Source organism: Paenibacillus sp. FSL H7-0943 (assembly GCF_037963265.1).
Taxonomy (GTDB): domain Bacteria; phylum Bacillota; class Bacilli; order Paenibacillales; family Paenibacillaceae; genus Paenibacillus_AQ; species Paenibacillus_AQ odorifer.
The window spans coordinates 730,186-754,149 of record NZ_CP150148.1 but is presented as its reverse complement, the minus strand read 5'-3'; the positions used below and the strand labels follow the sequence as shown (position 1 = coordinate 754,149).

Genomic DNA, 23,964 nt, shown 5'->3' with positions numbered 1-23,964 from the left:
AAAGACTACTGAGCACACTCAGCAGCCTTCATTATTCTAATCATTCGTTTTAATTGAAGCTAACCATCCGATGATTCCTACTACTTATCCTTCTTTTGTCCTTCAAGCGCTGCTTTCAGCAGTTCCCCAAGGTTAGAACCAATGCTTTCCTGCTTGCTGTATTGCTGCACCAGCTTTTGCTGTTCACGTTTATTAACATGCTTGTGATCCTTATCTAAGGTCTCTGTGATTCCACAGCCTAGACATTGTACGAACACGCCTGCTTTACCCTCTTTAAGCTCCATTTTCTTATGGCACTGTGGGCAGCGGCGATTCGATAGTCTTTTCTCACCTGCACGGGTGTAACCACAGTTATCTGCAGGACACACCAGCAGCTTCCCTCGTTTGCTCTTCTTCTCGAGTAGTCTTGTACCGCATTCCGGACAATGACTGTTAGAGACATTATGCGGCTTATATTCTGCTCCGCTAGTTTTCACACCTGTTACCAATTCCTGTGCCATACCGCGGATACCTTGTAAAAAGAGCTCCGGTTTGCCTTGACCACGCGCTATTTTCTCCAGCTCAGCTTCCCAACGTGCGGTTAGATCCGGGGTTCGTAGCTGAGTGGATACCAGCTCGATTAACTGCTTACCTTTTCCTGTCGGATGCAGGAGATTACCTTGCCGCTCAATTGTATCGGAGCTTACCAGCTTCTCAATAATATCCGCGCGTGTAGCCGGGGTTCCGAGGCCGTGCTTCTCCATTTGCGTCAACAGCGAAGCTTCATTATAACGCTTCGGTGGCTGTGTTCGGCCAGCACGCACCATACAGCGGCCAATCGTGACAGTAGCCCCTTCGCGCAGCTCAGGCAGCTTTACACTGCCCGCTGCCGGCTCGTCCGCAGATTCCTCCTCGTCATCACTACTCATATCCCCGCCGTATACTTCGCGCCAGCCGGCATCTTTTACTGTCGTCCCTTTGACATGGAAGCTTTCGCCTTCCACATTGACGGTTACAGCTACCGCATCATAACGAGCTGGCGGATAGAACAAGCTTATAAAACGCCGCACAATCAGATCATACAACTTACGTTCCTCAGTACTCAGACCATTTAACAATACGGTCTGTTCTGTAGGAATAATAGCGTGGTGATCACTGACTTTACTATCATCCACGATTCGCTTCGTAATCGGCAGCTGCTTGCGCAGCAATGGACGTGCTAACGCTGCATATGGACCGACCGCAACACTATCCAGTCTTTCCTTGAGTGTGCCCGTCATATCTGAAGTTAAGTAACGACTGTCCGTACGCGGGTATGTGACAAGTTTATGCTGCTCATATAACCGCTGCAGCACACTGGAGGTCTGCTTCGCGGAGAAGCCGAACTTCCGGTTCGCATCACGCTGCAGTTCAGTCAGATCATAAGCCAGTGGATGAGGTTCACTTTTCTCACTCTTCTGTACCTTAATAATACGGCCGCTGCGTCCTGTAAGCTTATCCTTTAAGCTGGCTGTCTTATCCTTTTCGAATATTCGACCATCACCGTTACTGGCCCGCCATGCCGCTTGGAAATCCCCAAAATCAGCAGTCAGCGTCTCAAAATCGACGGAACGGAAACCCGTAATCTCCTGTTCACGATCCATGATCATCCCTAATGTCGGCGTTTGTACCCGTCCTGCTGAGAGCGGCGAACCGAACTTACAGGTCAAAGCTCTTGTGACATTCAGTCCAATCATCCAATCCGCCTCTGCGCGGCAACGTGCAGATTCATACAACCGATCAAATTCCCGGCCCGGACGGAGTTTTGCAAATCCCTCTTTAATTGCCTTATCAGTCTGCGAGGATATCCATAACCGCCGGAATGGCTTTTTCCACCCTGCCATATTCATAATCCAACGAGCCAGCAGCTCCCCTTCACGAGCAGCATCTGTAGCAACAATAAGCTCCTCAATGTCCTGACGCTTCATTAGGTGCTGGACAGCTTTATATTGCTGGTTGGTCTCCCGCAGCACCTTCAGCTTGGTCTTCTCCGGCAAAATCGGCAGATCCTCCAAGGCCCAAGTTGCAAACTTTTTATTATAATCCTCTGGCTCTGCCAGGCCGACCAAATGACCCAGCGCCCAGGTAACCACATATTTTGGACCTTCAATATAACTCTTCTGTTTATTATTGCATCCCATGACCCGTGCAATCTCGCGTGCAACAGACGGCTTTTCCGCCAATACTAGTGTCTTCATAATGCTCCCCTTTCCACATCAAATTTCATTATAGCATTAAATGAATGTTAGCAAATATCGTCAGGCTTTACCGTATGCCTCTGTTATACACTAGATCATATCTGATACCCGAAAGGAGTCATAGTCAATGAATGAACAAGAAAGCTATAATATATTATCTATAGGATCGGTTAGAGGTACAGCACATAATTTGCGGCTTGAAATCAACCCGGAATTCAGACCAGCGCTTAAAGGTTTATCTCAGTTTAGTCATTGCCAAGTGCTTTGGTGGCTGCATGAGTTTGCAGAGGATCATTTCCGGCAGACTACACAGATTCAGCCTCCTTATGATGCGACCTTAACTGGAGTATTCGCTTCCCGTTCCCCTATTCGCCCTAATCCGATTGGGCTAAGTGTAGCAGCAATCCTGTCTGTCGATGTAGACTCTAGAATAGTAGAGGTGGCCGGGCTTGATGCCTATCCGGGCACACCGGTTCTCGACATCAAAGCCTATTTTCCTAGTGCAGATCGCGTAATGGAAGTGACTGTTCCCGATTGGGCTGCTGTTTGGGGCGACTGGACAGCAAATCATTGAAGTAATCGTGCTAGACACCATTTCTATTAACTGTTATGGGAGGACATCTCTTGAACAATCGCCAACTAATCATTCAAGCCTTAGATCTCATTGAGGATCGCTTAACCACGTTTCTTCCTGTAGCTGTCCTCTCCAAAGAAATGGGATACTCCCTTTATCATTTCACCCGTCTATTTCAAGCAGTCACTGGGATAGCACCCGGCGACTATATAGCCAGACGCAAAATCACTGAAGCAGCCTTAGACATTCATCGAATGCCAGAACGTTCACTCCAGGACATTTCATTAGACTATAACTTTAGTAACTATGAGACCTTTACCCGTGCCTTCAAAAGAATGCTGCACACGACTCCCTCTCTTGTTCGAAAAAGACTTACTGAAACGAAACTCCCTTTGCTCCCTAGACTATATGAACAGGATCTACTTCAAGTCCTTTCTGATAGTGATCTCTCCCCCCAGCTCGTTGATTTCGGAGAAATTATACTTCAAGGACCCGTAGTTAAAGTAGACCTAGATTTCTCCGTCATTTCTGATACTTGGCCTTTGCTTTTCAATAAGGTAGCCACTATATCGGATAGAATACAGCCTGAAAAATATTATCAGCTTGGCTTCTGGCCAGATGACTATGAGAGTAATGGGTTTTCGATCATGTGTGCCTGCGAGCTTAGTCCTATAAAAGCAGACCACAATCAGACTTTCCCCCTTCAGATCTTACCACCCATACGTTATCTGAAATTCATCCATAAAGGCCGCTCTTGTGATATCCCTTCTACCTATAAATATATCTACGGAATCTGGCTGCCGAAAACAGAATACAGGATGTCCATTCCATTTGAATTGGAATATTATGGTGAATTGTACCTTGGACCAGATAACGAAAACTCGGTGAGTGAAATCTATATTCCATTAGAATTTTTACAAGAAGAGACTACGTTGTCGTCTTTTATAGATGACAACCGTTACTCTTAGAAATATAAAGATATTATAGTTTTTCAGCTTATAAATTCTCATTTTTTAACAAAAAGCCCGTATCTGCTATGCAGACACGGGCTTCTTTTTGCTTATGGGATTAATAGTTACTTTTGCTCCACCTGAATCGTTTGTTCAAGCTCCGGATAATAATGTTTAACTTGTTTTCCTTCTTCATCCCTTAATGCTTTATGATTTTCATCAATGGAGTAAGTAAACGGCTTAACTGTAATTGTCTTTGGTGTTTGCGCGAACGGTATGAAATCTTTGTCTACCAAAGGATAGACTATAGCTGGCAAGTTAAATGAACCACCCGATGAGAACGCATTACCTAGTTCATCAACGATTTCATAGAACATTTCAGAGGTTGTGTATCCATCCTTTTCTTTCACAGTTGGCGCTTTACCTTCTTCGCTGAGCTGTAATCTGCTTGTGGCTGGAGTTAATTCCAGCTTGGTAATCGTATAACTGAATTCTTCTGCCTCTTTTGTTTGGTTCAGATCAAGCTTGATAATTCCTTCCGTTACTTTTTTCACCGGCACCTTGATTACAAAAGGCTCTGCAATTTGTGTAACCGGCACACTGATGCTTAATTCAAATTCATCCCCCAAAGCCTCTATATTATTTAGATTTCTGTAATCGTATAAAATAGCATTCTTTTTTCCCTCAACATCACCAAAAGATGACATTTGGCTCTCCAGTTTTTTCCCATTCGGCAATTTCACTTCTGCTGAACCCAACAACCCTTTTTCGGACTGGTTCATTGTCACTTTCGCATGTTGTTCTGTTAGCGATGGATCGAACTCAATCGGTTCAATAATCATCTCAGCCATCATCTTATCATTATCAATGCCTTCCCGTTCAATCGCAAAAGCCAACCGCGAGCCGTCATAATAGGCATCGGTAACCTTTAAGGTCACTCCATCATGGGTAACGCTTTGGTTAGGGGCAGTAGATAATCCTTTTTCCTCAGCAGCATTTAGACCTTTATCGTCAATCCCCTTAAAAATACTTCCTACAACAGGAATCTGCTTCAATGTTTCAGCCATGACCGGGGATACAAATCCGCTACCGATTATCCCCGCACCCAACACTGCTGCTGCCGAGGCAGCCACCAATGATTTTTTCAGAAACTTATTTCCATTCTTTCTTGATGCTCGTTTTTCCATTCCCTCGTCTCCTATTCGCTTCATAATTGAATCGCTGAAACTGTCTACCGGCATTTCATGATTTTGGAATGTTTGACGAATGTGCTCCATCTTCTGACTTTCAGTTGGATCTTGCCATTTCTCCATGAGGGCTGCCTCCTTCATTCATTCTTTGCCGGACTAATTTTTTGCGTAGACGTTCAAATTTCTTGCGTAAAGTAGCTGAATTACAATCCATAATCTGACCCATTTCTTCAAAGCTGTACTGCTCAACCACCTTAAGAATCAGGAGATTGCTCTCTTCGGCTGTCAGGTCATCCATAAATAACTTCTGCAATGGCTCCTCATCGTTAGGATTATAATAGGCTTTGGGCTGCTGCTCTTTATATAGCGACAACAGACGGTTTCTTCGCTTGCGTTTGCGAACCTGATCCAGACAATGATGATAGGCCACTTTATACAGCCATGCACTAAAAGAGACTCGTTTCTCATAACGTCTGAGTTCCTGATACACTTTTACAAATATATCTTGCACAGCATCCTCTGCTTCTTCATGACTTCTCAAAATATAATAGCAATACGTATAAATCTTTCTTTCATAGGCTTGTATTATAGTTCTATAGGCTTCGCGGTTACCCGCAAGTACCTGATCGATAGCCTCTTCAATTATTGTTTGATTCACTTGGACCCCGGGGCTGCGACGTTCCAAAGAATCACCTCCTTGTTATTGACTACAACTATATAACGAATGTGATCCCTTTAATTGTGACAGGCTCGAAATAAATTTTCCAAATATGTTAGAAACACCATCCGGTTTTCAATAAAAAAAGCGACTGCCCCGATTGATGTTCGGAGAAATCGCTTCTATAATAATATTCCATATTTATAAATTACTTACTTATTCGTACTAATGGACACCTTTTAACGCTATACATGCTTCAAAATATACAGTATCACTATTCTGACCGCGTACATATATACCATCATCCGTTACAGCTGAACGTAAAATAGTCAGTTCATCCCCAAACTTAGCTTCTTGTAGATAAGTAATCCGGAAGCGTGTGAACTCTGCATTATCCCATTCCGCTAAAATGAGCGCATCACAACATAAATCCCCGTATCGGGCATTATTCAAATGTCCGTTGCTGTCCAGCCCACTATATCTTACCTGATACCGATAAGCTTCTTCCATAGTAATATCAGAAGGGATCGTTACCTTAACAGGCATATCGCCTACTGAATCGCCATTATAGTGCTTAACCTGAACTGGAAGGGCATTCGGTCTAAGTATCTTTCTCTTCTCAATATCTACTAAAGCCCATATGGATCGTGCTGTGGCGATTTCTATATGATCTGCATCGAAAATACGATAATCCCGTTGCCACAGTGCCCCTTTAGTGCCTTTGCTCCAGGTATGTACGCTAAGCACATCATTCGGGCGGGGAATACGCTTAAAATCAAGATCTAACGTAATCATCATCCAGCCCATTCCTGCATTCAGAATTTCTTCCACACTTATCCCCAAATTACCCACTGCGAAGTCTGCCGCACATTGCATGATATCCAGAATAAAGGATAACTTACCCTGCGAACGATAATCCGTGTCGCTCGCATGTACAGAAAAATCTTCTATCCACACAAGATTGCTACTGTTGTCCATTGTTTATCCTCCTGCCATGCAAAATATCCTTGCATTTACTTGAAGTATCCACATATACCACTGCTCTATCCACATAAATTGGGGACTACTTTCATTTTTGAATATATTTTATTATTTCATCCACATGTTAGTAACTTTTATAATTTCGTTAATTCCCCATAACTTATCCACATTTTTAAAATTAAGCGGTAAAGGGAACAAAAAAGCCATTGTTGATAAATCAACAATGGCTTCGTGTGCTTGGCAACGTCCTACTCTCCCAGGACCCTTCGGTCCAAGTACCATCGGCGCTGGAGGGCTTAACGGTCGTGTTCGGGATGGGTACGCGTGGAACCCCTCCGCTATCGCCACCAAACATGCATCTGTGAAACAGACGCTGCCGCGTGAAATTCAGTTCATCACAGAAGTGACAATGAATTTCTAAGCGTGTTACAGGCTTGATGCCTGAAAACTGAATCCGAAACGAATCTGCATTCTACGTATAGGATAAGCCCTCGACCGATTAGTATTGGTCAGCTCCATGCATTGCTGCACTTCCACCTCCAACCTATCTACCTCGTCGTCTTCAAGGGGTCTTACTAATTGGGAAATCTCATCTTGAGGGGGGCTTCACGCTTAGATGCTTTCAGCGCTTATCCCGTCCGTACGTAGCTACCCAGCCATGCTCCTGGCGGAACAACTGGTGCACCAGCGGTACGTCCATCCCGGTCCTCTCGTACTAAGGACAGCTCCTCTCAAATTTCCTGCGCCCACGACAGATAGGGACCGAACTGTCTCACGACGTTCTGAACCCAGCTCGCGTACCGCTTTAATGGGCGAACAGCCCAACCCTTGGGACCTACTTCAGCCCCAGGATGCGATGAGCCGACATCGAGGTGCCAAACCTCCCCGTCGATGTGGACTCTTGGGGGAGATAAGCCTGTTATCCCCAGGGTAGCTTTTATCCGTTGAGCGATGGCCCTTCCATGCGGTACCACCGGATCACTAAGTCCGACTTTCGTCCCTGCTCGACTTGTAGGTCTCGCAGTCAAGCTCCCTTATGCCTTTGCACTCTGCGAATGATTTCCAACCATTCTGAGGGAACCTTGGAACGCCTCCGTTACTCTTTAGGAGGCGACCGCCCCAGTCAAACTGCCCGCCTGACACGGTCCCCGTACCCGATAAGGGTACTAGGTTAGAACCTAGATACGATCAGGGTGGTATCCCAACGGCGCCTCCACCGAAGCTTGCGCTCCGATTTCTACGGCTCCCACCTATCCTGTACAGATCGTACCCAAATTCAATATCAAGCTGCAGTAAAGCTCCATGGGGTCTTTCCGTCTTGTCGCGGGTAACCTGCATCTTCACAGGTATTAAAATTTCACCGGATCTCTCGTTGAGACAGCGCCCAAGTCGTTACGCCATTCGTGCGGGTCAGAATTTACCTGACAAGGAATTTCGCTACCTTAGGACCGTTATAGTTACGGCCGCCGTTTACTGGGGCTTCGGTTCATAGCTTCGGGTTACCCCTAACCACTCCCCTTAACCTTCCAGCACCGGGCAGGCGTCAGCCCGTATACTTCGCCTTGCGGCTTCGCACAGACCTGTGTTTTTGCTAAACAGTCGCTTGGGCCTTTTCACTGCGGCCCCCTCGTGCTATTCACACTACCGGGGCACCCCTTCTCCCGAAGTTACGGGGTCATTTTGCCGAGTTCCTTAACGAGAGTTCTTCCGCGCGCCTTAGAATTCTCTTCTCGCCTACCTGTGTCGGTTTGCGGTACGGGCACCTTCTCCTGGCTAGAGGCTTTTCTTGGCAGTGTGAGATCATGACCTTCGCTACTACAATTTTCGCTCCCCATCACAGCCCAGCCTTATCGATGTGCGGATTTGCCTACACATCAGCCTCACTGCTTAGACGGACATCCATCAGTCCGCGTCACTACCCTCCTGCGTCACCCCATCGCTCATAGCGGATTACGGTGGTACAGTAATTTCAAACTGTTGTCCTTCGACTACGCCTTTCGGCCTCGCCTTAGGTCCCGACTTACCCTGAGCGGACGAGCCTTCCTCAGGAAACCTTGGGCTTTCGGCGGATCAGATTCTCACTGATCTTTTCGTTACTCATACCGGCATTCTCACTTGTGTAGTGTCCAGCGCTCTTTTCAGTACACCTTCAACCCCTACACAACGCTCCCCTACCCCAGATACATAGTATCTAGCCATAGCTTCGGTGGTGTGTTTAGCCCCGTTACATTTTCGGCGCAGAGTCACTCGACCAGTGAGCTATTACGCACTCTTTCAATGGTGGCTGCTTCTAAGCCAACATCCTGGTTGTCTGTGCAACTCCACATCCTTTCCCACTTAACACACACTTGGGGACCTTAGCTGATGGTCTGGGCTGTTTCCCTTTTGACAATGGATCTTAGCACTCACTGTCTGACTCCCGGCAATAAGTATATGGCATTCGGAGTTTGACTGAGCTTGGTAATCCTTGCGGACCCCGCACCCAATCAGTGCTCTACCTCCACTACTCTTATACCGAGGCTAGCCCTAAAGCTATTTCGGGGAGAACCAGCTATCTCCGAGTTCGATTGGAATTTCTCCGCTACCCCCACCTCATCCCCGCACTTTTCAACGTACGTGGGTTCGGGCCTCCAGTGCGTGTTACCGCACCTTCACCCTGGACAGGGGTAGATCACACGGTTTCGGGTCTACGTCCACATACTAATTCGCCCTATTCAGACTCGCTTTCGCTGCGGCTCCACCTTCTCGGCTTAACCTTGCATGTTAAACGTAACTCGCCGGTTCATTCTACAAAAGGCACGCCATCACCCATTAATAGGGCTCTGACTTTTTGTAAGCACACGGTTTCAGGTTCTATTTCACTCCCCTTCCGGGGTGCTTTTCACCTTTCCCTCACGGTACTGTTTCACTATCGGTCGCCAGGTAGTATTTAGCCTTAGCAGATGGTCCTGCTGGATTCATACGGGGTTTCACGTGCCCCGCACTACTCGGGATCCGTCTCGGAGAGAATACAGTTTAGGCTACAGGGCTTTTACCTCTATCGCGGGCCTTTCCAGACCTCTTCACCTACCATATTCCTTTGTAACTCCATGTGAGACGTCCCACAACCCCTAAGAGCAAGCTCTTAGGTTTAGGCTGTTCCGCGTTCGCTCGCCGCTACTGACGGAATCACTATTGTTTTCTCTTCCTCAGGGTACTTAGATGTTTCAGTTCCCCTGGTCTGCCTCTACATTTCCTATGTATTCAGAAATGAGTAACTGCGAATTACCACAGCTGGGTTTCCCCATTCGGACACCCCCGGATCAAAGCTTGCTTACAGCTCCCCGAGGCAGTTTCGTTGTTCGCCACGTCCTTCGTCGGCTCCTGGCGCCTAGGCATCCTCCGTGTGCTCTTATTAGCTTAACCTTGATTCTTCCGAAGAAAAATCTCACTAATAACATTTACTTGTTTACACAAGTTGCTAAAAGATGTTCTAAAACGCAAATTCGTTTCGGTATCCAGTTTTCAAGGATCAAGTCTTACTTGAGAGCTTAAACTCTCAAAACTGAGCAACGAGTGAGTAACAGGCCTAAACCTGAGTTTTGGAAGCTTAGCTTCCGATTTGAATGTCCTCATTGCAGAGAACGATTCTCCATAGAAAGGAGGTGATCCAGCCGCACCTTCCGATACGGCTACCTTGTTACGACTTCACCCCAATCATCTACCCCACCTTCGGCGGCTGGCTCCCTTGCGGGTTACCCCACCGACTTCGGGTGTTGTAAACTCTCGTGGTGTGACGGGCGGTGTGTACAAGACCCGGGAACGTATTCACCGCGGCATGCTGATCCGCGATTACTAGCAATTCCGACTTCATGCAGGCGAGTTGCAGCCTGCAATCCGAACTGAGACCGGCTTTGATGGGATTGGCTCCACCTCGCGGCTTCGCTTCCCGTTGTACCGGCCATTGTAGTACGTGTGTAGCCCAGGTCATAAGGGGCATGATGATTTGACGTCATCCCCACCTTCCTCCGGTTTGTCACCGGCAGTCACTCTAGAGTGCCCAACATTACTTGCTGGCAACTAAAGTTAAGGGTTGCGCTCGTTGCGGGACTTAACCCAACATCTCACGACACGAGCTGACGACAACCATGCACCACCTGTCTCCTCTGTCCCGAAGGCCGCTGCTATCTCTAGCAGATTCAGAGGGATGTCAAGACCTGGTAAGGTTCTTCGCGTTGCTTCGAATTAAACCACATACTCCACTGCTTGTGCGGGTCCCCGTCAATTCCTTTGAGTTTCAGTCTTGCGACCGTACTCCCCAGGCGGAGTGCTTACTGTGTTAACTTCGGCACCAAGGGTATCGAAACCCCTAACACCTAGCACTCATCGTTTACGGCGTGGACTACCAGGGTATCTAATCCTGTTTGCTCCCCACGCTTTCGCGCCTCAGCGTCAGTTACAGCCCAGAAAGTCGCCTTCGCCACTGGTGTTCCTCCACATATCTACGCATTTCACCGCTACACGTGGAATTCCACTTTCCTCTTCTGTACTCAAGCCACCCAGTTTCCAGTGCGACCTCAGGTTGAGCCCAAGGTTTAAACACCAGACTTAAATAGCCGCCTGCGCGCGCTTTACGCCCAATAATTCCGGACAACGCTTGCCCCCTACGTATTACCGCGGCTGCTGGCACGTAGTTAGCCGGGGCTTTCTTCTCAGGTACCGTCACTCCGGTAGCAGTTACTCTACCGGACGTTCTTCCCTGGCAACAGAGCTTTACGATCCGAAAACCTTCATCACTCACGCGGCGTTGCTCCGTCAGGCTTTCGCCCATTGCGGAAGATTCCCTACTGCTGCCTCCCGTAGGAGTCTGGGCCGTGTCTCAGTCCCAGTGTGGCCGTTCACCCTCTCAGGTCGGCTACGCATCGTCGCCTTGGTGGGCCGTTACCCCACCAACTAGCTAATGCGCCGCAGGCCCATCCCTCAGTGACAGATTGCTCCGTCTTTCATTCTTCTCTCAGGAGAAAAAAGAAATTATCCGGTATTAGCTACCGTTTCCGGTAGTTATCCCAGTCTGAAGGGCAGGTTGCCTACGTGTTACTCACCCGTCCGCCGCTAAGTTATTTTGAAAGCAAGCTTTCAAAATAACTCCGCTCGACTTGCATGTATTAGGCACGCCGCCAGCGTTCGTCCTGAGCCAGGATCAAACTCTCCAATTAGTATTGAAAAGAGCGATATGCTCATTTTGAAACATCTGACGAGAAAATTAATTCTCTAATTTTGGATTTCACTTACGTGATTTCCTACTCACTCGTTGTTCAGTTTTCAAAGATCAAGTTCTCGTTGGCGCCGTTTAATGTCTCAGCAGCAACTCTTATAATATATCATGTTGTTTTCAGAAATGCAAGCTTTATTTTTCGAAGCTTTTTATCAGCCTCGTCTGTATCGCCTGTACGCTGTCTAACAACGCTTACCTATAATACCCCAACTATTAATAGAAAAGCAACCCCTAATATAAAAATAAACAACTAGCTTAATAATTAAGCTAGTTGTTTATTTAATAGAGTTATGTTTCTAGCGACGAACTTAATAGTATTTTGCCGCAGTATATTTGCTTGAGGCTTTAATTAAATCGGTTTTCTTATCACTCTTTGAAAGTCCTGCATCCACTGTAGTATCAATGGTAACCCACTTCCCATTAAGCAACACTTCGTTCCAGGCATGATATTGCGTAACGTAGCTTGTATTCCCCATTACCAACTTAGCAGGAACATCTACACTCCGCAGCATTGCGGCAAAAAGAGAAGCGTAATCATAGCAAATCCCTTTTTTAGTAGTCAATGTCTTATCGATGCTTGGAATATAATCAGTAGTTACACTATTAGCAAGAGAGTAATCATATTGTACATTCGCAACTACATAGTTATAGATCGCTTTAACTTTCTCTTCGTCTGTTGTTTTGCCTTGTACTAATTGTTTAGCTTTGACAATCGCTTTATCAGAAGAACTCCATTTCACATTCTGTACGGAGCCCAAATATACGGAATTCGAGTCACTCATGGTTACGTCTACTACTTCGGAATATAACGCTTTGTATTTATTGCCGGTTGTATTCACCAGAACAGAAACCTTATAAGTCCCATTTCCTTGTTGCAAAGGGAAGTCCTCAGCTTGTCCAGAAGCATACAAGTTATATGTATAGCTGCTGTTATCTTTGGTGATCATGAGTTTGATTCTTTTATCTTTCGGAATATCATAGTTAATACCAATAACACCTTGAGCCACTTTGGATGTAATCAACCAGCTGGCATCTGCACTTGCAGCTTGAGCTGTACTTACCGGAACTGAAGTCATTAGGACGAACAACGCCACCAGCATAAAATAAATCTTTTTCACGGATAAAACTCCTTTCGGTAGCTGGCTGCCATCCTTTCGGGAAGGCCCTTTAGCTTTGCGTCCCTACCTTTCGATAGGTTTGCCGTTATCGTATAAGCTCTATCTGTTCTAGCTTTACTAGATATAATTGATAGAATCCATTTGAAACAAACAAAAAAAGCCTCTTCATTCGGTAGCTGGCTGCCATCCTTTCGGGAAAAGGCCCTTTAGCTTTGCGTCCCTACCTTTCGGAAGGTTTGCCGTTATCGTGTTTAGCTTTCATAGTATAATACTATCATATTTATAGTTGTGAACAAGACCTAATTTACTAGATTACCCATTATTTTATAAATATCTCCCGGTATTTGTGTTTTCTTGTCATTCACTATTCTCCTTTTGTTAATTTGGCATGAACAATCAGCCGATGCGTTGGATTCACTAACGGATCACATGTAATCAGAGTAAGAATCTTATCCTTGTCATTCCCGTCAAGAACGGAGACATCACTCGGATCTACAACAGAAATATCGTATACCTCATAGTTAAACACCTGATCACTAGTCTTTACCGTGATAACATCCCCCACAACAACCTCATTCAATCTGTTAAACAAACGACCCGTAGTTCGAGCCCGATGCGCCGCGATTGCAGCATTCCCGATCTCTCCAAGGGGTGCCGTTTCTTTCATATGGGCTGCAGCATGTTTCATATTAGCTTTTGTAGCCCCTTCTAATACAGGCAGCTTCAAATCAATCTTATCGATTTCAATTAGTGCGATTACTTTGCCACCGACTTCAATCTCCGGTTCAGGCTTTTCTGTCTCTTGGGGTTGGGGCTGTGCCTGGGCATCCAGAACCGATTCCTCTGCTAACAGCTGAGTAACTTCAGCATACCTGCTCCTCAGATCTGACTGGGGAGTACTATCGGCAGTGCTTAGTTCAGCCGTTTCTAATAACTTCTCCTGCTGCCTGTCGTTGTACCATTCGTTAGCTGTCGGATATAACATGATAAGTATCCCAGCCAGTATGAGTAAATAGGAGAATTTACGCAATGTTATTCACCTCCGTATATTGTTTCTATGGTTATATACAAATCAAGCAGAAACAGCTACTTGCCTTTAAGCATAGCAACTCCTTCTGCCTGAAATTAATGTTTAAAATACCCATTTACGACTTCCAAAGAAATTGATGATCACCGTGATAAAGGTAACCAGCACCTTGGAGATCAAGACTTGAATACCTAGTTTGTCTGTCAACAGATGCATTAGCAGCAGTGATATTCCGAGCACTACCAGATTCAGCACGATAAACTTGACCAGCTGCACGCGGTCGAAGCCTTCTTTATTCCCCCGGTTGCGATCACGAAAGGTTACTTTTTTATTCAAAATAAAGCTATTCGCCGTGCCTGCACTATAGGAGATCACCTGCGCCAATGCGTATACCATCCCTAGTGAATTCAACAATGTAAAAATCACAAAATCAATAAGCGTATTGAGCAAACCTACGGCATTAAATTTGAGGAACTGTATGAATGCAGCGCGCAAGTTCTTATCTGACATCATTGTGGTCCTTCCGGCGGTCCAGTTGTTCTTCGTTCTGGTAGCCTTTAGTCTCACTAACAATATATAGCGGTCTATCTTTAGACTCGTCATAAATCCGTCCGATATACTCCCCAATCACACCCAACAGCATCAGAACGATACCGTTAAAGAGCAGATTAACGCCTACAATGGAAGCCCAGCCCGGAACCGTCCAGGAGGTAAAAAATATCTTTTGAAACAAGACGAAAAATAAATAGAGAAAGCTAGAGAATGAAAGGAAGAATCCAATATACGTAGCAATCTTAAGCGGCTTATGTGAAAAAGAGGTGATGCCATCTAACGCAAAACGAATCATTTTCTTCAGCGGATATTTGGTTTCTCCGGCAAAACGTTCTTCCCGTTCATATTCCACCATAGTCTGCTTGAAGCCAACCCAGCTCACCAAACCTCTGACATAGCGGTTCTTTTCTTTAAGTCCCCGCAGGACATCACATACCTTACGGTCAATAAGACGGAAATCGCCTGTATCCGTAGGAATATCCACACTTGTCATACTGCTGAGCAGGCGGTAAAAAAGCTTCGCGGTGACCTTTTTGAACATCGTTTCTCCGTGGCGCTTCAGGCGTTTCGCATATACAACGTCGTAGCCCTCTTTCCACTTCTCGATCATTTGCAAAATGACCTCCGGAGGATCCTGAAGATCAGCGTCAATAACAACAACCGCTTGACCTTCGGCATAGTCCATGCCAGCTGTAATCGCTACCTGATGTCCGAAATTACGCGAGAAGTCAATCAGCTTGACATGCTCGTCTCGTTCACAGATCTCCCGAATCATCTGGGCGGAACGATCACGACTGCCGTCATTGACGAAGACCAGCTCATAAGTATCGCCGCACTCGTCCATTACTTTTTTCAAACGTTCATAAGTATGGCTAATTACTTGCTCCTCATTGAACATGGGTACAATCACACTATATCTGGCTTTCACCTTTATTCCTCCTACAAGCTTTTTGGAGCGTTACATCCATCTACACTTCATAATAACGCTGCATGCATAAACTTATTTTATAGATTTTTATTAAATCCTAGAAAACCCAAGTAGGGAACCAACGCAGCATATCTTTCACGTAATCTCCACTGACCTGCATCCCTGACAGTACCGGGTAGAAAGCGATAAAGAGCAGCAAAGCAACAGCTACATAGACATACTGTACGTAACGGGCCTCAGGGAATTTAGTATCCAGCAACTTCATTATATATACAATACCAAGAATCATAAATGGCACCATAGCAAAATAATGGTAAATAAATGTTTCTCTTGGGACAAGCATCCACGGAACATATTGCGAGAAGAAGGCAATCCAGATCATGTAGAGATTCTTATCTTTACGTTTCAGCGTAATCCACAGTGTTGCCAACATTGCAAAAATACCCGTCCACCAGATAAGAGGATTCCCCATAGTCACTATACTGCTGACCTGACCTTCCGGCAAACCTTCACCACCGCTAAAGAACCAGACCGGTCTCTTCATAAACGGCCATTGCCACCATGAGGAAGCAAAAGGATGTGTAGCTACAAGCTGGCTGTGGTAGTTGTACATATTCTTTTGGGAATCAATCAAACCTTTTATAGTGAAGCCCTCTGCTGATGCAGATAACCCCGGCACAAAAGATAAGCTATAAATAATTACTGGAATAATTACAAAGAACCCGATACAACTAGCCAACGTAATAATAGTCTTTTTCCAAAAAGAATCTACTGCTTCACGACAGGTGCCCAGCAATTCCTTGTCTTTAATCTTCCCCTCTGCCAGCAGGCGTCCGGAGGCTTGGTATTCTCTGTAGCGTTCAAAAAGGGAGATAGCCAGCATAATGGCCAGCCCTGCTCCTCCATAGAGCACAATCCATTTCGAAGCTACGCCGATTCCGAAGAATAAGCCAGACCAGAATAACGGAATTAATGTTTTTCTTAAAGGCTGCTTGTAGAAATTCATTGTGTAATACCGCTGCATAAAATAGAACATCAACATAATGAAGAATACTCCGTATACGTCAATCGTGGAGATTCTTGTCTGTGTGAAATGCATGAAATCCAGCGCAAACAATCCTGCCGCGAGGGCGGAGTATTTGCTTTTCTTAAACAAACGAAGCGCCATTACATATATGAGAGGTAACATGGCAACTCCGAACAATGTTCCGATAATACGCCAGCCGAATGGATTGACTCCGAACAGCTCCATACCTATGGCAATCAAAAGCTTGCCAAGCGGTGGATGCGTATTCTCGTAAGGCACTATCCCGTGTGTATATTCATAAGCTGTTCGCGCATGATAGATCTCGTCAAAATAAGTACTATTCATAAAGTTAGAATATTCCGGAATGAGCGCCTGCTCGTCAAAAAGATTGGCCGCTGCTCCTCTTTTAGGTACTGCGTTAGCATCCGGTGTCACACCAGCAATAGGAAGGGGGATTCTTTCTCCCCCCTGCTCATAAAAGGCCATTTCGTTCAAAGTGAACCCTGGAGAGGTAACTGTTAACTTCACATATCTCGCTGTAACGTTCAGGGGTTGGCTTTTCCAGATGAAGACATTCCCAACATCCTCACTGACATCCATCGGACTGCTCCAGACCTCAGGATTGTCGCTGAATTCCAGCTTGAACTTCCCCGTGCCCACGCCACCAAAGATATTGACCCGTTCCAATGGTTTACTCTGCCCCAAATCTACATAGAAGCTTTCACCACTGGCAGCAGGCTCCCATAAGGTCTCTGGAGATTTAGTAGAGCCAAGATTATATAAAGCAAGCGCTGCGTAAACGGCCGTAATAGCTATTATGCATATCCAATCTATACGCTTAAACTTCATCGTTAAATCGCCCTCCCTTCTGATGCGGTTTAATTTGCCCGACAACTCTCAAATCTTCTTCATACTGTTCTTCCGGTGTAATTGGCGCTGGAAGAGGTTTTATTCCCTTGCGGACATACACATCGTATCCGATATTCAGCATATAAAGCAGCAATGCTAGATTAGCTATAGCAGTCACTAATACGATTCCGTCTGCACCCGGGCTAACATCTGCATTCAGGTGGGATAAGGTGTACGCCACATTGATGTATTGCGTTAAGCTGAATCCGAGAAATAGCGATAAAAAGCGGCGGTCCCGACTTTCTATATAAGTAAACAAACAAAGAATAAGAGCAGGGAACATATAACGTTCATGCATTTTGGTGCCAAGCACAAAGACCACTACTATAAGCACCATGCCGATAAAATAGGATTTGGTCAGGTCCAAGCGATCCTTTTTAAAGGAATAAAATGCCGCAACAGCTACAGCCACTAAAATAAATATGAAGCCCCATACACGGTATGGAATGCCAAGCCAGGTTAGATCAAGGGATGACCACATCGGATCAGTCAGTGCATACAGATTAAATGCATTCACTGAAGAATACGGATAGGAAGATAACGTACTCTTGTAAAGATCAATAATCCCTACCAGACCTCCGTTATTCCAGAAAAACGGTGCCGCAAGCAATCCGAAGATCCCTAATCCATACAAAGCTCCGAATCCAAGCTGCTTCCAAGCGCGGTGATGATAAAAAGCAAGCAACAATACCGGCGTGAATATCAACGCTTGCGGTTTAATTAGCGTCGCTAAGGCAAACAAAATTGCGGAGCGAACAAACTTTTTGTTCGCAGCGCCATGGATACTGAGCAGCAGGAAGATCAAAAAGAATGAATCTGCTTGTCCCCAAGCCGCTGAATTAATAAGTACCGCTGGGTTAAACAGAAACAACAGCATTAAGCCGAAAGCTATTCCTGTGCCGAGTTTTTTGCGTGACATTTTATAAATGAAGTAGCCGAGCACCAAATCAGAAAGGATCGCAGGGAGCTTGAAGAGCAAATTCTCTCCACCTGAGCCCTGAGTGAATCCTAAAACGCTACGAATGGCGCTAAGCACGTACAATATGTACAAATAGCCAGGAGGATAATCGGCAAAATAACCTTCTTCATAAAATTTGCCTGGACCTAAATCCACCATACGCTGTCCCCAAGAAATAAAGGTATTCATATCATTCTGATATCCTTGCGCGGTAAGACCAATCCATACTCTCAGGATAAAAGCAATTCCGATGGCAATGCTCAGCCATTTGGAATAAATATTCTCAGGCTGCTTCATAAGCTTCTCACTACGGAATGCCTTAGTATAAAGCACTGCAAAAAACACGCTAAACAGCGCTGAGATCAGCAACATCTTAGTTGGAGATACTTTATGTGGAGTGTCTGCCTTTTTGTCGCCGGCATCTGGACTAACCGCTGAACTATCCAGCGAAATGACGTTAGCCCCTTCAGGAGCCGCGTCTAATTTTTCTACAGCAAAATCATCAAAATAAGCCTTACCTTGAATCAAGCTAGAGTAGCCGCCCAGACTTGCACCTATGCCAAATGACTTCTGCTCCGGTCCTGTCTGGCCGATATATTCAAGATACTGCCATTCACCTGCCGTATCAGTTACGCTGGGATACCCCCCGCCTACTCCAACGGCAAGAATGTTGGCGCCCATTCCCTCCCCTGCTGTACTTACTACTTTGATCCATCCAGAGATTTTATAATAACTATTCGGCGTAGCCTCAATCGTCTGCACCCATTTCGAATGATTGGGCTCGATATTCTCAATGACTGCCGCCTTGCTGCCGGAATGAACTTCCTCCGATTGGATTGAAAGTAGGCCTGAATTATCTCCTGAAATCCACATATCCTTAGTCCAGTTAGAAGGCGCATCATCTCCCCCCTCCTCAAAGCCAGGGTTCTGCAATAGATTCCCCTCTGCATAAATGCTTGTTACAGGAAGCACAAACAATAACAGCATCAATACAGTCATTACGGCCGCACGTGTACTCTTGATCATCGTCCCAACCTCACCTCGTCCTATATTCATCTTAGTCCAGCCAAAAGCATATCCCTTCTGAAAAACAACTCCCGAATTAGTGTATTTCACCGTTGCTAAGAAATCATTTGGATTGATTTTCTCATAAAAGAGCATATAAATATAGGGTATGTTAACCTTATCTGGATCGCAGACCCTTCCATCCACAATATTCCATTCCATAGGATCGCTCTAAGCTTCAAGGCTCTTATATAGACTCTTATATAGAATAGAAGAATCGCAGTGGCTAAAGCAAATACCGGAGCAAAAAAACAGGCCATTCTATCAGCATAAAGCGAGAGAACTAACAAAATGGTAAGACCATAGGACCACCTAGGGGTTTGAAGTATTTTCAGTACAAAATCAACAGAGATCAGGATCAAGGAGGGAACAAATTGGACTCTAACGCCAAGGCTGCCTCGTCCTGAACATCACCTCTTCAACAATATAATCTAAATCATAGATGATGAAAAGCTAGAAACATAGACTAGCCTGAATGGTTAAGTGCCAACAAAAATATAAAAAAAGGGCCCCCTCAGTTATGAAGGAGCCGTTGAATGCACATCTGTATGCTATATATGAGTTAGCCCGCACTACCAAGAAATACATAACGAAGAATAATCAGAATAGCAAGTACCCACATCATCCAGTGAATATCGTATTTTTTCTTGCCAGCAAGGTTAGCTACACAAGCAAGGATTACATAAGTTACGATACCAAAGGAAATACCATTAGCAATATTATAAGTGAAAGGCATGATTACTAGAGTAAGGAACGCTGGAATCGCAACAACCATATCTTGAAAATCAATTTCGCGAATCGATTGTGCCATGAGCACACCTACGACAATCAATGCTGCGGCTGTAGCAGATCCAGGGATCAGAGCCACTATTGGTGCAAGGAATAACGCAAGCAAGAAGCACACACCCGTTGTTACAGCTGTAAGACCTGTACGTCCACCTTCAGCAACACCTGCCGCGCTTTCTACAAAAGCAGTAGTAGTGGAAGTACCCAATGCCGCACCACCAGCTACAGCGATGGCATCGACAAACATTGCATTACCTACACGTTTGTTACCTTCTTCAGGGTTGTCCATAATACCAGCGCGTTGAGCAGTACCTACAAGTGTACCAAATGTATCGAACAATTCTACAAAAGTGAATGTTGCGATTGCTGAAACAATACCGGTGTGCAGGATACCATCCCAGTCAAATTCGAAAAAGTTCAATTGCGTCAGGTCAGGCACCCAAGGGGTTGTCGGACTGGACAAAGAGCCAAAATCAACTACACCCATCAGTATACCCGCGAGGGTTGTACCCAAGATACCGAATAAAATCGCACCTTTAACTTGCAGTACCATCAGGATGGAAATAAGAAGCAATCCGATAATTACCAATTGTACATCAGTGTTCTCTAGGCTACCCATATGAATAATTGTTTCAAAGGATAGGACATCTGTGAATGTATTGGCGGAAATATCTTTACCAGCTTCGACACCAATCGTCATCAAACCACTGTTCTTAAGCCCAAGGATTGTAATGAACATCCCGATACCTACGGTAATGGCATGCTTCAAGCTGTCAGGAATGGCTGTCAGTAAGATCTGCCGCACTCGGGTAACCGTGAGCAGGATGAAGATCAAACCGGAAATAAATACTGCGGTCAGACCCATTTGCCAAGTGAATGGATGTTCTGAGGTTGCAGAAGACAAAATTACGGAAGCAAAGTATGCATTAAGTCCCATACCTGGTGCCAATGCTACTGGAAAGTTTATAAACACGCCCATTGCAATGGTGAAAATACCTGCTGCCAGCGCAGTCGCTAGAAATACAGAGTACCAGCCCATATCGATGCGGCCAAATGCTGTTAATGTGCTCGGATTAACCGACAGGATGTAAGCCATGGCCATGAACGTAGTCAAGCCGGCCATTATCTCTGTACGTACTGTAGTGCCGTTCTCTTTCAACTTGAAAAACCGATTCAAATTGTTCTCCCCCTAAGGTATGTTGTGGCTGACAGCAACAAAAAGCCGGTATCTGATCGACACCGGCTCGAAAAAAAGAGTAGCACCCATGACTATAGCCCTAGATTCAGGACAATACGGGTTGCTCAGCTCTTCTTAATCGTAGCCAGGTCATTACGGTGACCTCGTAGAAACTTCCAGGCCTATTCCCGGAAATATACGAAAGAATTATGTTGTTGTGCTTTATCATTTTAGGTGGACATCACATAAGTTGTCAATGAAAAAAGCGAACATTTTCGACTTTATTTTTTCTATTGTTCGTAATTCATACATTTTTATCTTTAACTTCAACCCCAAAATTCTTTAAATCATGCAGCTTATTAACTATCAAAAGCCTTTTCAAATGGGTATTTTTCCCTATAAAACAATTTCGATGTTCCCTGGCTTATTGGCCTTTGGAATACTGATAGCTATGCCAAGAATTAGCAAAATGCCCTATAGCTAAACAAATCACTGCAATACCCAACCAGAAAGATCTGCCCCATATAGCCGCAAATCCAAATGCACAAACAGGGAGAACTGCCATGGGAATCGGAAGAAACAATAATGGAGCCCATAATAATCTGAATTGCTGTCCCTTAACCATATAACGAATCCATAAACCGTAATAAATCGTGATAAACACAAAGATAAGTGCAGCCCAGATCCCGAATTCTACATTTTCAAAGTTATCCTTTGAAATCGCAAGAATGGCTATACACCCCAACTGCCCTACTCTCTCCAAAAGAGTGTAGACGATGCCGGCATCTTTTAAACCGCTGGGAACATGATCGGGCGGAAACTTAATCATCAGTAAACTTGGGGCAAGAATAACCATAGCTATCAGTGTTCCAATAAGTGAGAATCCCATTCTAATGGCTCCTATAAGTATATTTTTCCCAGTTTATCACATTCTCTAAAGTTGCTATATAGGGTCCGTCACAAGCTTCACGGTTAATAAAAAACCTGCAGTCCCTTAATAAATAAGGAGCTGCAGGTTTCTTATTGCTATATGCTATTCCCACTCAATCGTTGCAGGTGGTTTCGAAGTAATGTCATACACTACGCGGTTTACATTCTCAACTTCGTTGACAATACGTACAGAGATTTTTTCAAGAACATCCCATGGGATACGTGCCCAGTCAGCGGTCATGCCATCGATGGAAGTTACTGCACGAACACCTACTGTGTAGGAATACGTACGAGCATCACCCATAACTCCGACACTCTTCATGTTAGGCAGGGCAGTGAAGTATTGCCAAATTTCACGGTCTAATCCCGCTTTAGCAATTTCTTCTTGCAGAATGTAGTCAGAATCACGAACGATGGTAAGCTTGTCCTCTGTTACTTCACCCAAGACACGAATAGCAAGACCTGGACCTGGGAAAGGCTGACGCCATACGATCGCACGTGGCATGCCAAGCTCTTCACCGAGTTTACGAACTTCGTCCTTAAACAAGGTGTTTAGCGGCTCGATCAAGCTGAATTTCATATCTTCTGGCAGGCCGCCCACATTGTGGTGGGATTTAATGGTTTGCGCTGTAGCTGTTCCACTCTCAACGATATCCGTATAAAGCGTACCTTGTGCAAGGAATGAAAAATCTCCGAGCTTAGCTGACTCTTCGTCGAAGCAGTAGATAAACTCGTTACCAATGATTTTACGTTTTTGCTCAGGGTCTTCAACACCTGCAAGTTTGCTCATGAAGCGATCGCGTGCATCGATTTTCACTACATGAATATCGAATTTGCCTACGAAAGTCTCCATAACGCTTTCTGCTTCACCTTTACGCAGAAGGCCGTGGTCAATAAACATACAGGTCAATTGATCTCCGATTGCACGGTGGATAAGCATAGCCACAACGGAAGAATCCACTCCGCCACTAAGAGCGCAGAGTACTTTTTTATCTCCGACTTGATTGCGAATATCTTGAACGGCTTCATCGATAAACGATTCCATTGTCCATTTGCCGTCGCAACCACAAACTTGGTATAAGAAGTTCGAGATCATCTCGTTACCTTGAACGGAGTGACGTACTTCTGGGTGGAATTGCACAGCGAACAGTTTGCGCTCAGCGTTGCTCATTGCTGCAATTGGAGCACTTTCTGTACCTGCATCCAGCTTGAAGCCTGTTGGAAGCTCAACTACATGGTCACCGTGGCTCATCCATACAGTCTGGCGGTTCTCCAATCCTGCAACTAAAGCAGTTCCTTCTGCAAAGTCAACATCAGCTTTACCATATTCCCGTTTAGCCGAACGTTCTACTTTACCATCAAGCTGATGAGCCATCAGCTGCATACCATAACAAATACCGAAGATCGGCACTCCTAGATCATAAATAGCCGGATCTACGTGTGGTGCATCTTCAGCGTATACACTGCTAGGTCCGCCGGAGAAGACAATTCCTTTAGGCGAAAGTGCTTTAATCTTGTCAACTGGCGTATTGTACGGCAAAAGTTCGCTGTATACTCCCAGGTCCCGAATTCTGCGCGCGATAAGTTGGTTGTATTGTCCCCCAAAATCGAGAACGACGATAATTTCATTTGGCTTGTTCATTACGTGCCTCCCTTGATTATTG

Annotated in this window: 15 protein-coding genes, 3 rRNA genes and 3 riboswitches; of the genes, 2 read left to right on the top strand and 16 right to left on the bottom strand. The window is 45.2% G+C overall.

Features of this window, described 5'->3' with window-relative positions:
• Window positions 1–80 precede the first annotated feature (80 nt).
• Window positions 81–2,216 carry a DNA topoisomerase III gene (locus NSQ55_RS03300; protein WP_339171176.1) on the bottom strand — a complete coding sequence of 712 codons (2,136 nt, stop codon included), beginning with the start codon at window positions 2,214–2,216 and terminating at the stop codon, window positions 81–83.
• A gap of 127 nt (window positions 2,217–2,343) precedes the next feature.
• Between NSQ55_RS03300 and tsaA the strand changes: the two genes are divergently transcribed.
• Window positions 2,344–2,790, top strand: a complete 447-nt coding sequence (tsaA, locus tag NSQ55_RS03295; RefSeq protein ID WP_339171174.1) for a tRNA (N6-threonylcarbamoyladenosine(37)-N6)-methyltransferase TrmO — start codon at window positions 2,344–2,346, stop codon at window positions 2,788–2,790.
• 50 nt (window positions 2,791–2,840) lie between these two features.
• Complete coding sequence (locus NSQ55_RS03290) at window positions 2,841–3,758, top strand: AraC family transcriptional regulator (protein WP_076195118.1); 918 nt, start codon at window positions 2,841–2,843, stop codon at window positions 3,756–3,758.
• Between the two features lie 107 nt (window positions 3,759–3,865).
• Here the strand turns inward: NSQ55_RS03290 and NSQ55_RS03285 are convergent, their stop codons facing one another.
• The 15 genes from NSQ55_RS03285 to guaA all read right to left on the bottom strand — a co-directional run bounded on the left by NSQ55_RS03285 (window position 3,866) and on the right by guaA (window position 23,942).
• Window positions 3,866–5,053 carry a DUF4179 domain-containing protein gene (locus NSQ55_RS03285; RefSeq protein WP_076278145.1) on the bottom strand — a complete coding sequence of 396 codons (1,188 nt, stop codon included), beginning with the start codon at window positions 5,051–5,053 and terminating at the stop codon, window positions 3,866–3,868.
• On the bottom strand, window positions 5,028–5,615 hold the full coding sequence (locus NSQ55_RS03280; RefSeq protein WP_076128449.1) for an RNA polymerase sigma factor: 588 nt from the start codon (window positions 5,613–5,615) through the stop codon (window positions 5,028–5,030). Before NSQ55_RS03280 ends, NSQ55_RS03285 begins: the two co-directional genes overlap by 26 nt.
• 198 nt (window positions 5,616–5,813) lie before the next feature.
• Complete coding sequence (locus NSQ55_RS03275; RefSeq protein ID WP_339171166.1) at window positions 5,814–6,566, bottom strand: acyl-ACP thioesterase domain-containing protein; 753 nt, start codon at window positions 6,564–6,566, stop codon at window positions 5,814–5,816.
• Between the two features lie 238 nt (window positions 6,567–6,804).
• Window positions 6,805–6,921: ribosomal RNA gene (rrf, locus tag NSQ55_RS03270) — 5S ribosomal RNA — on the bottom strand.
• Window positions 6,922–7,048: 127 nt separating this feature from the next.
• Window positions 7,049–9,974, bottom strand: a 23S ribosomal RNA gene (locus tag NSQ55_RS03265).
• A gap of 232 nt (window positions 9,975–10,206) precedes the next feature.
• A 16S ribosomal RNA gene (locus tag NSQ55_RS03260) occupies window positions 10,207–11,764 on the bottom strand.
• The 16S, 23S and 5S rRNA genes sit together here, the layout of an rRNA operon.
• Before the next feature lie 367 nt (window positions 11,765–12,131).
• Window positions 12,132–12,941: a transglutaminase-like domain-containing protein gene (locus NSQ55_RS03255; protein ID WP_339171163.1), complete on the bottom strand. Its 810-nt coding sequence runs from the start codon at window positions 12,939–12,941 to the stop codon at window positions 12,132–12,134.
• A gap of 13 nt (window positions 12,942–12,954) precedes the next feature.
• A riboswitch (cyclic di-GMP riboswitch) is annotated at window positions 12,955–13,035 on the bottom strand.
• 74 nt (window positions 13,036–13,109) lie between these two features.
• A riboswitch (cyclic di-GMP riboswitch) is annotated at window positions 13,110–13,192 on the bottom strand.
• A gap of 113 nt (window positions 13,193–13,305) precedes the next feature.
• On the bottom strand, window positions 13,306–13,971 hold the full coding sequence (locus NSQ55_RS03250; RefSeq protein ID WP_339171160.1) for a class D sortase: 666 nt from the start codon (window positions 13,969–13,971) through the stop codon (window positions 13,306–13,308).
• A gap of 102 nt (window positions 13,972–14,073) precedes the next feature.
• Entirely contained in the window at window positions 14,074–14,481 is a 408-nt protein-coding gene (locus tag NSQ55_RS03245; RefSeq protein ID WP_076130538.1) for a GtrA family protein, read from the bottom strand.
• Entirely contained in the window at window positions 14,468–15,448 is a 981-nt protein-coding gene (locus tag NSQ55_RS03240) for a glycosyltransferase family 2 protein (protein ID WP_038568643.1), read from the bottom strand. The genes NSQ55_RS03245 and NSQ55_RS03240 overlap by 14 nt, the downstream gene beginning before the upstream one ends.
• Before the next feature lie 97 nt (window positions 15,449–15,545).
• Window positions 15,546–17,324: a phospholipid carrier-dependent glycosyltransferase gene (locus NSQ55_RS03235; RefSeq protein ID WP_339171157.1), complete on the bottom strand. Its 1,779-nt coding sequence runs from the start codon at window positions 17,322–17,324 to the stop codon at window positions 15,546–15,548.
• Window positions 17,314–19,569, bottom strand: a complete 2,256-nt coding sequence (locus NSQ55_RS03230; RefSeq protein WP_339171154.1) for a glycosyltransferase 87 family protein — start codon at window positions 19,567–19,569, stop codon at window positions 17,314–17,316. Before NSQ55_RS03230 ends, NSQ55_RS03235 begins: the two co-directional genes overlap by 11 nt.
• Window positions 19,570–19,969: 400 nt before the next feature.
• The gene (locus NSQ55_RS03225; RefSeq protein WP_036679893.1) at window positions 19,970–21,370 is read right to left on the bottom strand and encodes an NCS2 family permease; all 1,401 of its coding nucleotides are present in this window, start codon (window positions 21,368–21,370) and stop codon (window positions 19,970–19,972) included.
• A 122-nt stretch (window positions 21,371–21,492) separates the two neighbouring features.
• Window positions 21,493–21,592, bottom strand: a riboswitch (purine riboswitch).
• Between the two features lie 202 nt (window positions 21,593–21,794).
• Window positions 21,795–22,259, bottom strand: coding sequence for a hypothetical protein (locus NSQ55_RS03220; protein ID WP_076106071.1), 465 nt, complete (start codon window positions 22,257–22,259; stop codon window positions 21,795–21,797).
• 144 nt (window positions 22,260–22,403) lie between these two features.
• Window positions 22,404–23,942 (bottom strand): glutamine-hydrolyzing GMP synthase, encoded by a 1,539-nt coding sequence (gene guaA, locus NSQ55_RS03215; RefSeq protein WP_036679874.1) that lies wholly within the window; start codon window positions 23,940–23,942, stop codon window positions 22,404–22,406.
• Between the last annotated feature and the right edge of the window lie 22 nt (window positions 23,943–23,964).

What these genes read in the sequence shown, in the direction of transcription:
- NSQ55_RS03300 (WP_339171176.1), bottom strand. Translation starts at nt 2,216, where the DNA reads ATGAAGACACTAGTATTGGCGGAAAAGCCGTCTGTTGCACGCGAGATT.
- tsaA (WP_339171174.1), top strand. Translation starts at nt 2,344, where the DNA reads ATGAATGAACAAGAAAGCTATAATATATTATCTATAGGATCGGTTAGA.
- NSQ55_RS03285 (WP_076278145.1), bottom strand. Translation starts at nt 5,053, where the DNA reads ATGGAGAAATGGCAAGATCCAACTGAAAGTCAGAAGATGGAGCACATT.
- NSQ55_RS03275 (WP_339171166.1), bottom strand. Translation starts at nt 6,566, where the DNA reads ATGGACAACAGTAGCAATCTTGTGTGGATAGAAGATTTTTCTGTACAT.
- NSQ55_RS03245 (WP_076130538.1), bottom strand. Translation starts at nt 14,481, where the DNA reads ATGATGTCAGATAAGAACTTGCGCGCTGCATTCATACAGTTCCTCAAA.
- NSQ55_RS03235 (WP_339171157.1), bottom strand. Translation starts at nt 17,324, where the DNA reads ATGAAGTTTAAGCGTATAGATTGGATATGCATAATAGCTATTACGGCC.
- NSQ55_RS03230 (WP_339171154.1), bottom strand. Translation starts at nt 19,569, where the DNA reads ATGGAATGGAATATTGTGGATGGAAGGGTCTGCGATCCAGATAAGGTT.
- NSQ55_RS03220 (WP_076106071.1), bottom strand. Translation starts at nt 22,259, where the DNA reads ATGGGATTCTCACTTATTGGAACACTGATAGCTATGGTTATTCTTGCC.
- guaA (WP_036679874.1), bottom strand. Translation starts at nt 23,942, where the DNA reads ATGAACAAGCCAAATGAAATTATCGTCGTTCTCGATTTTGGGGGACAA.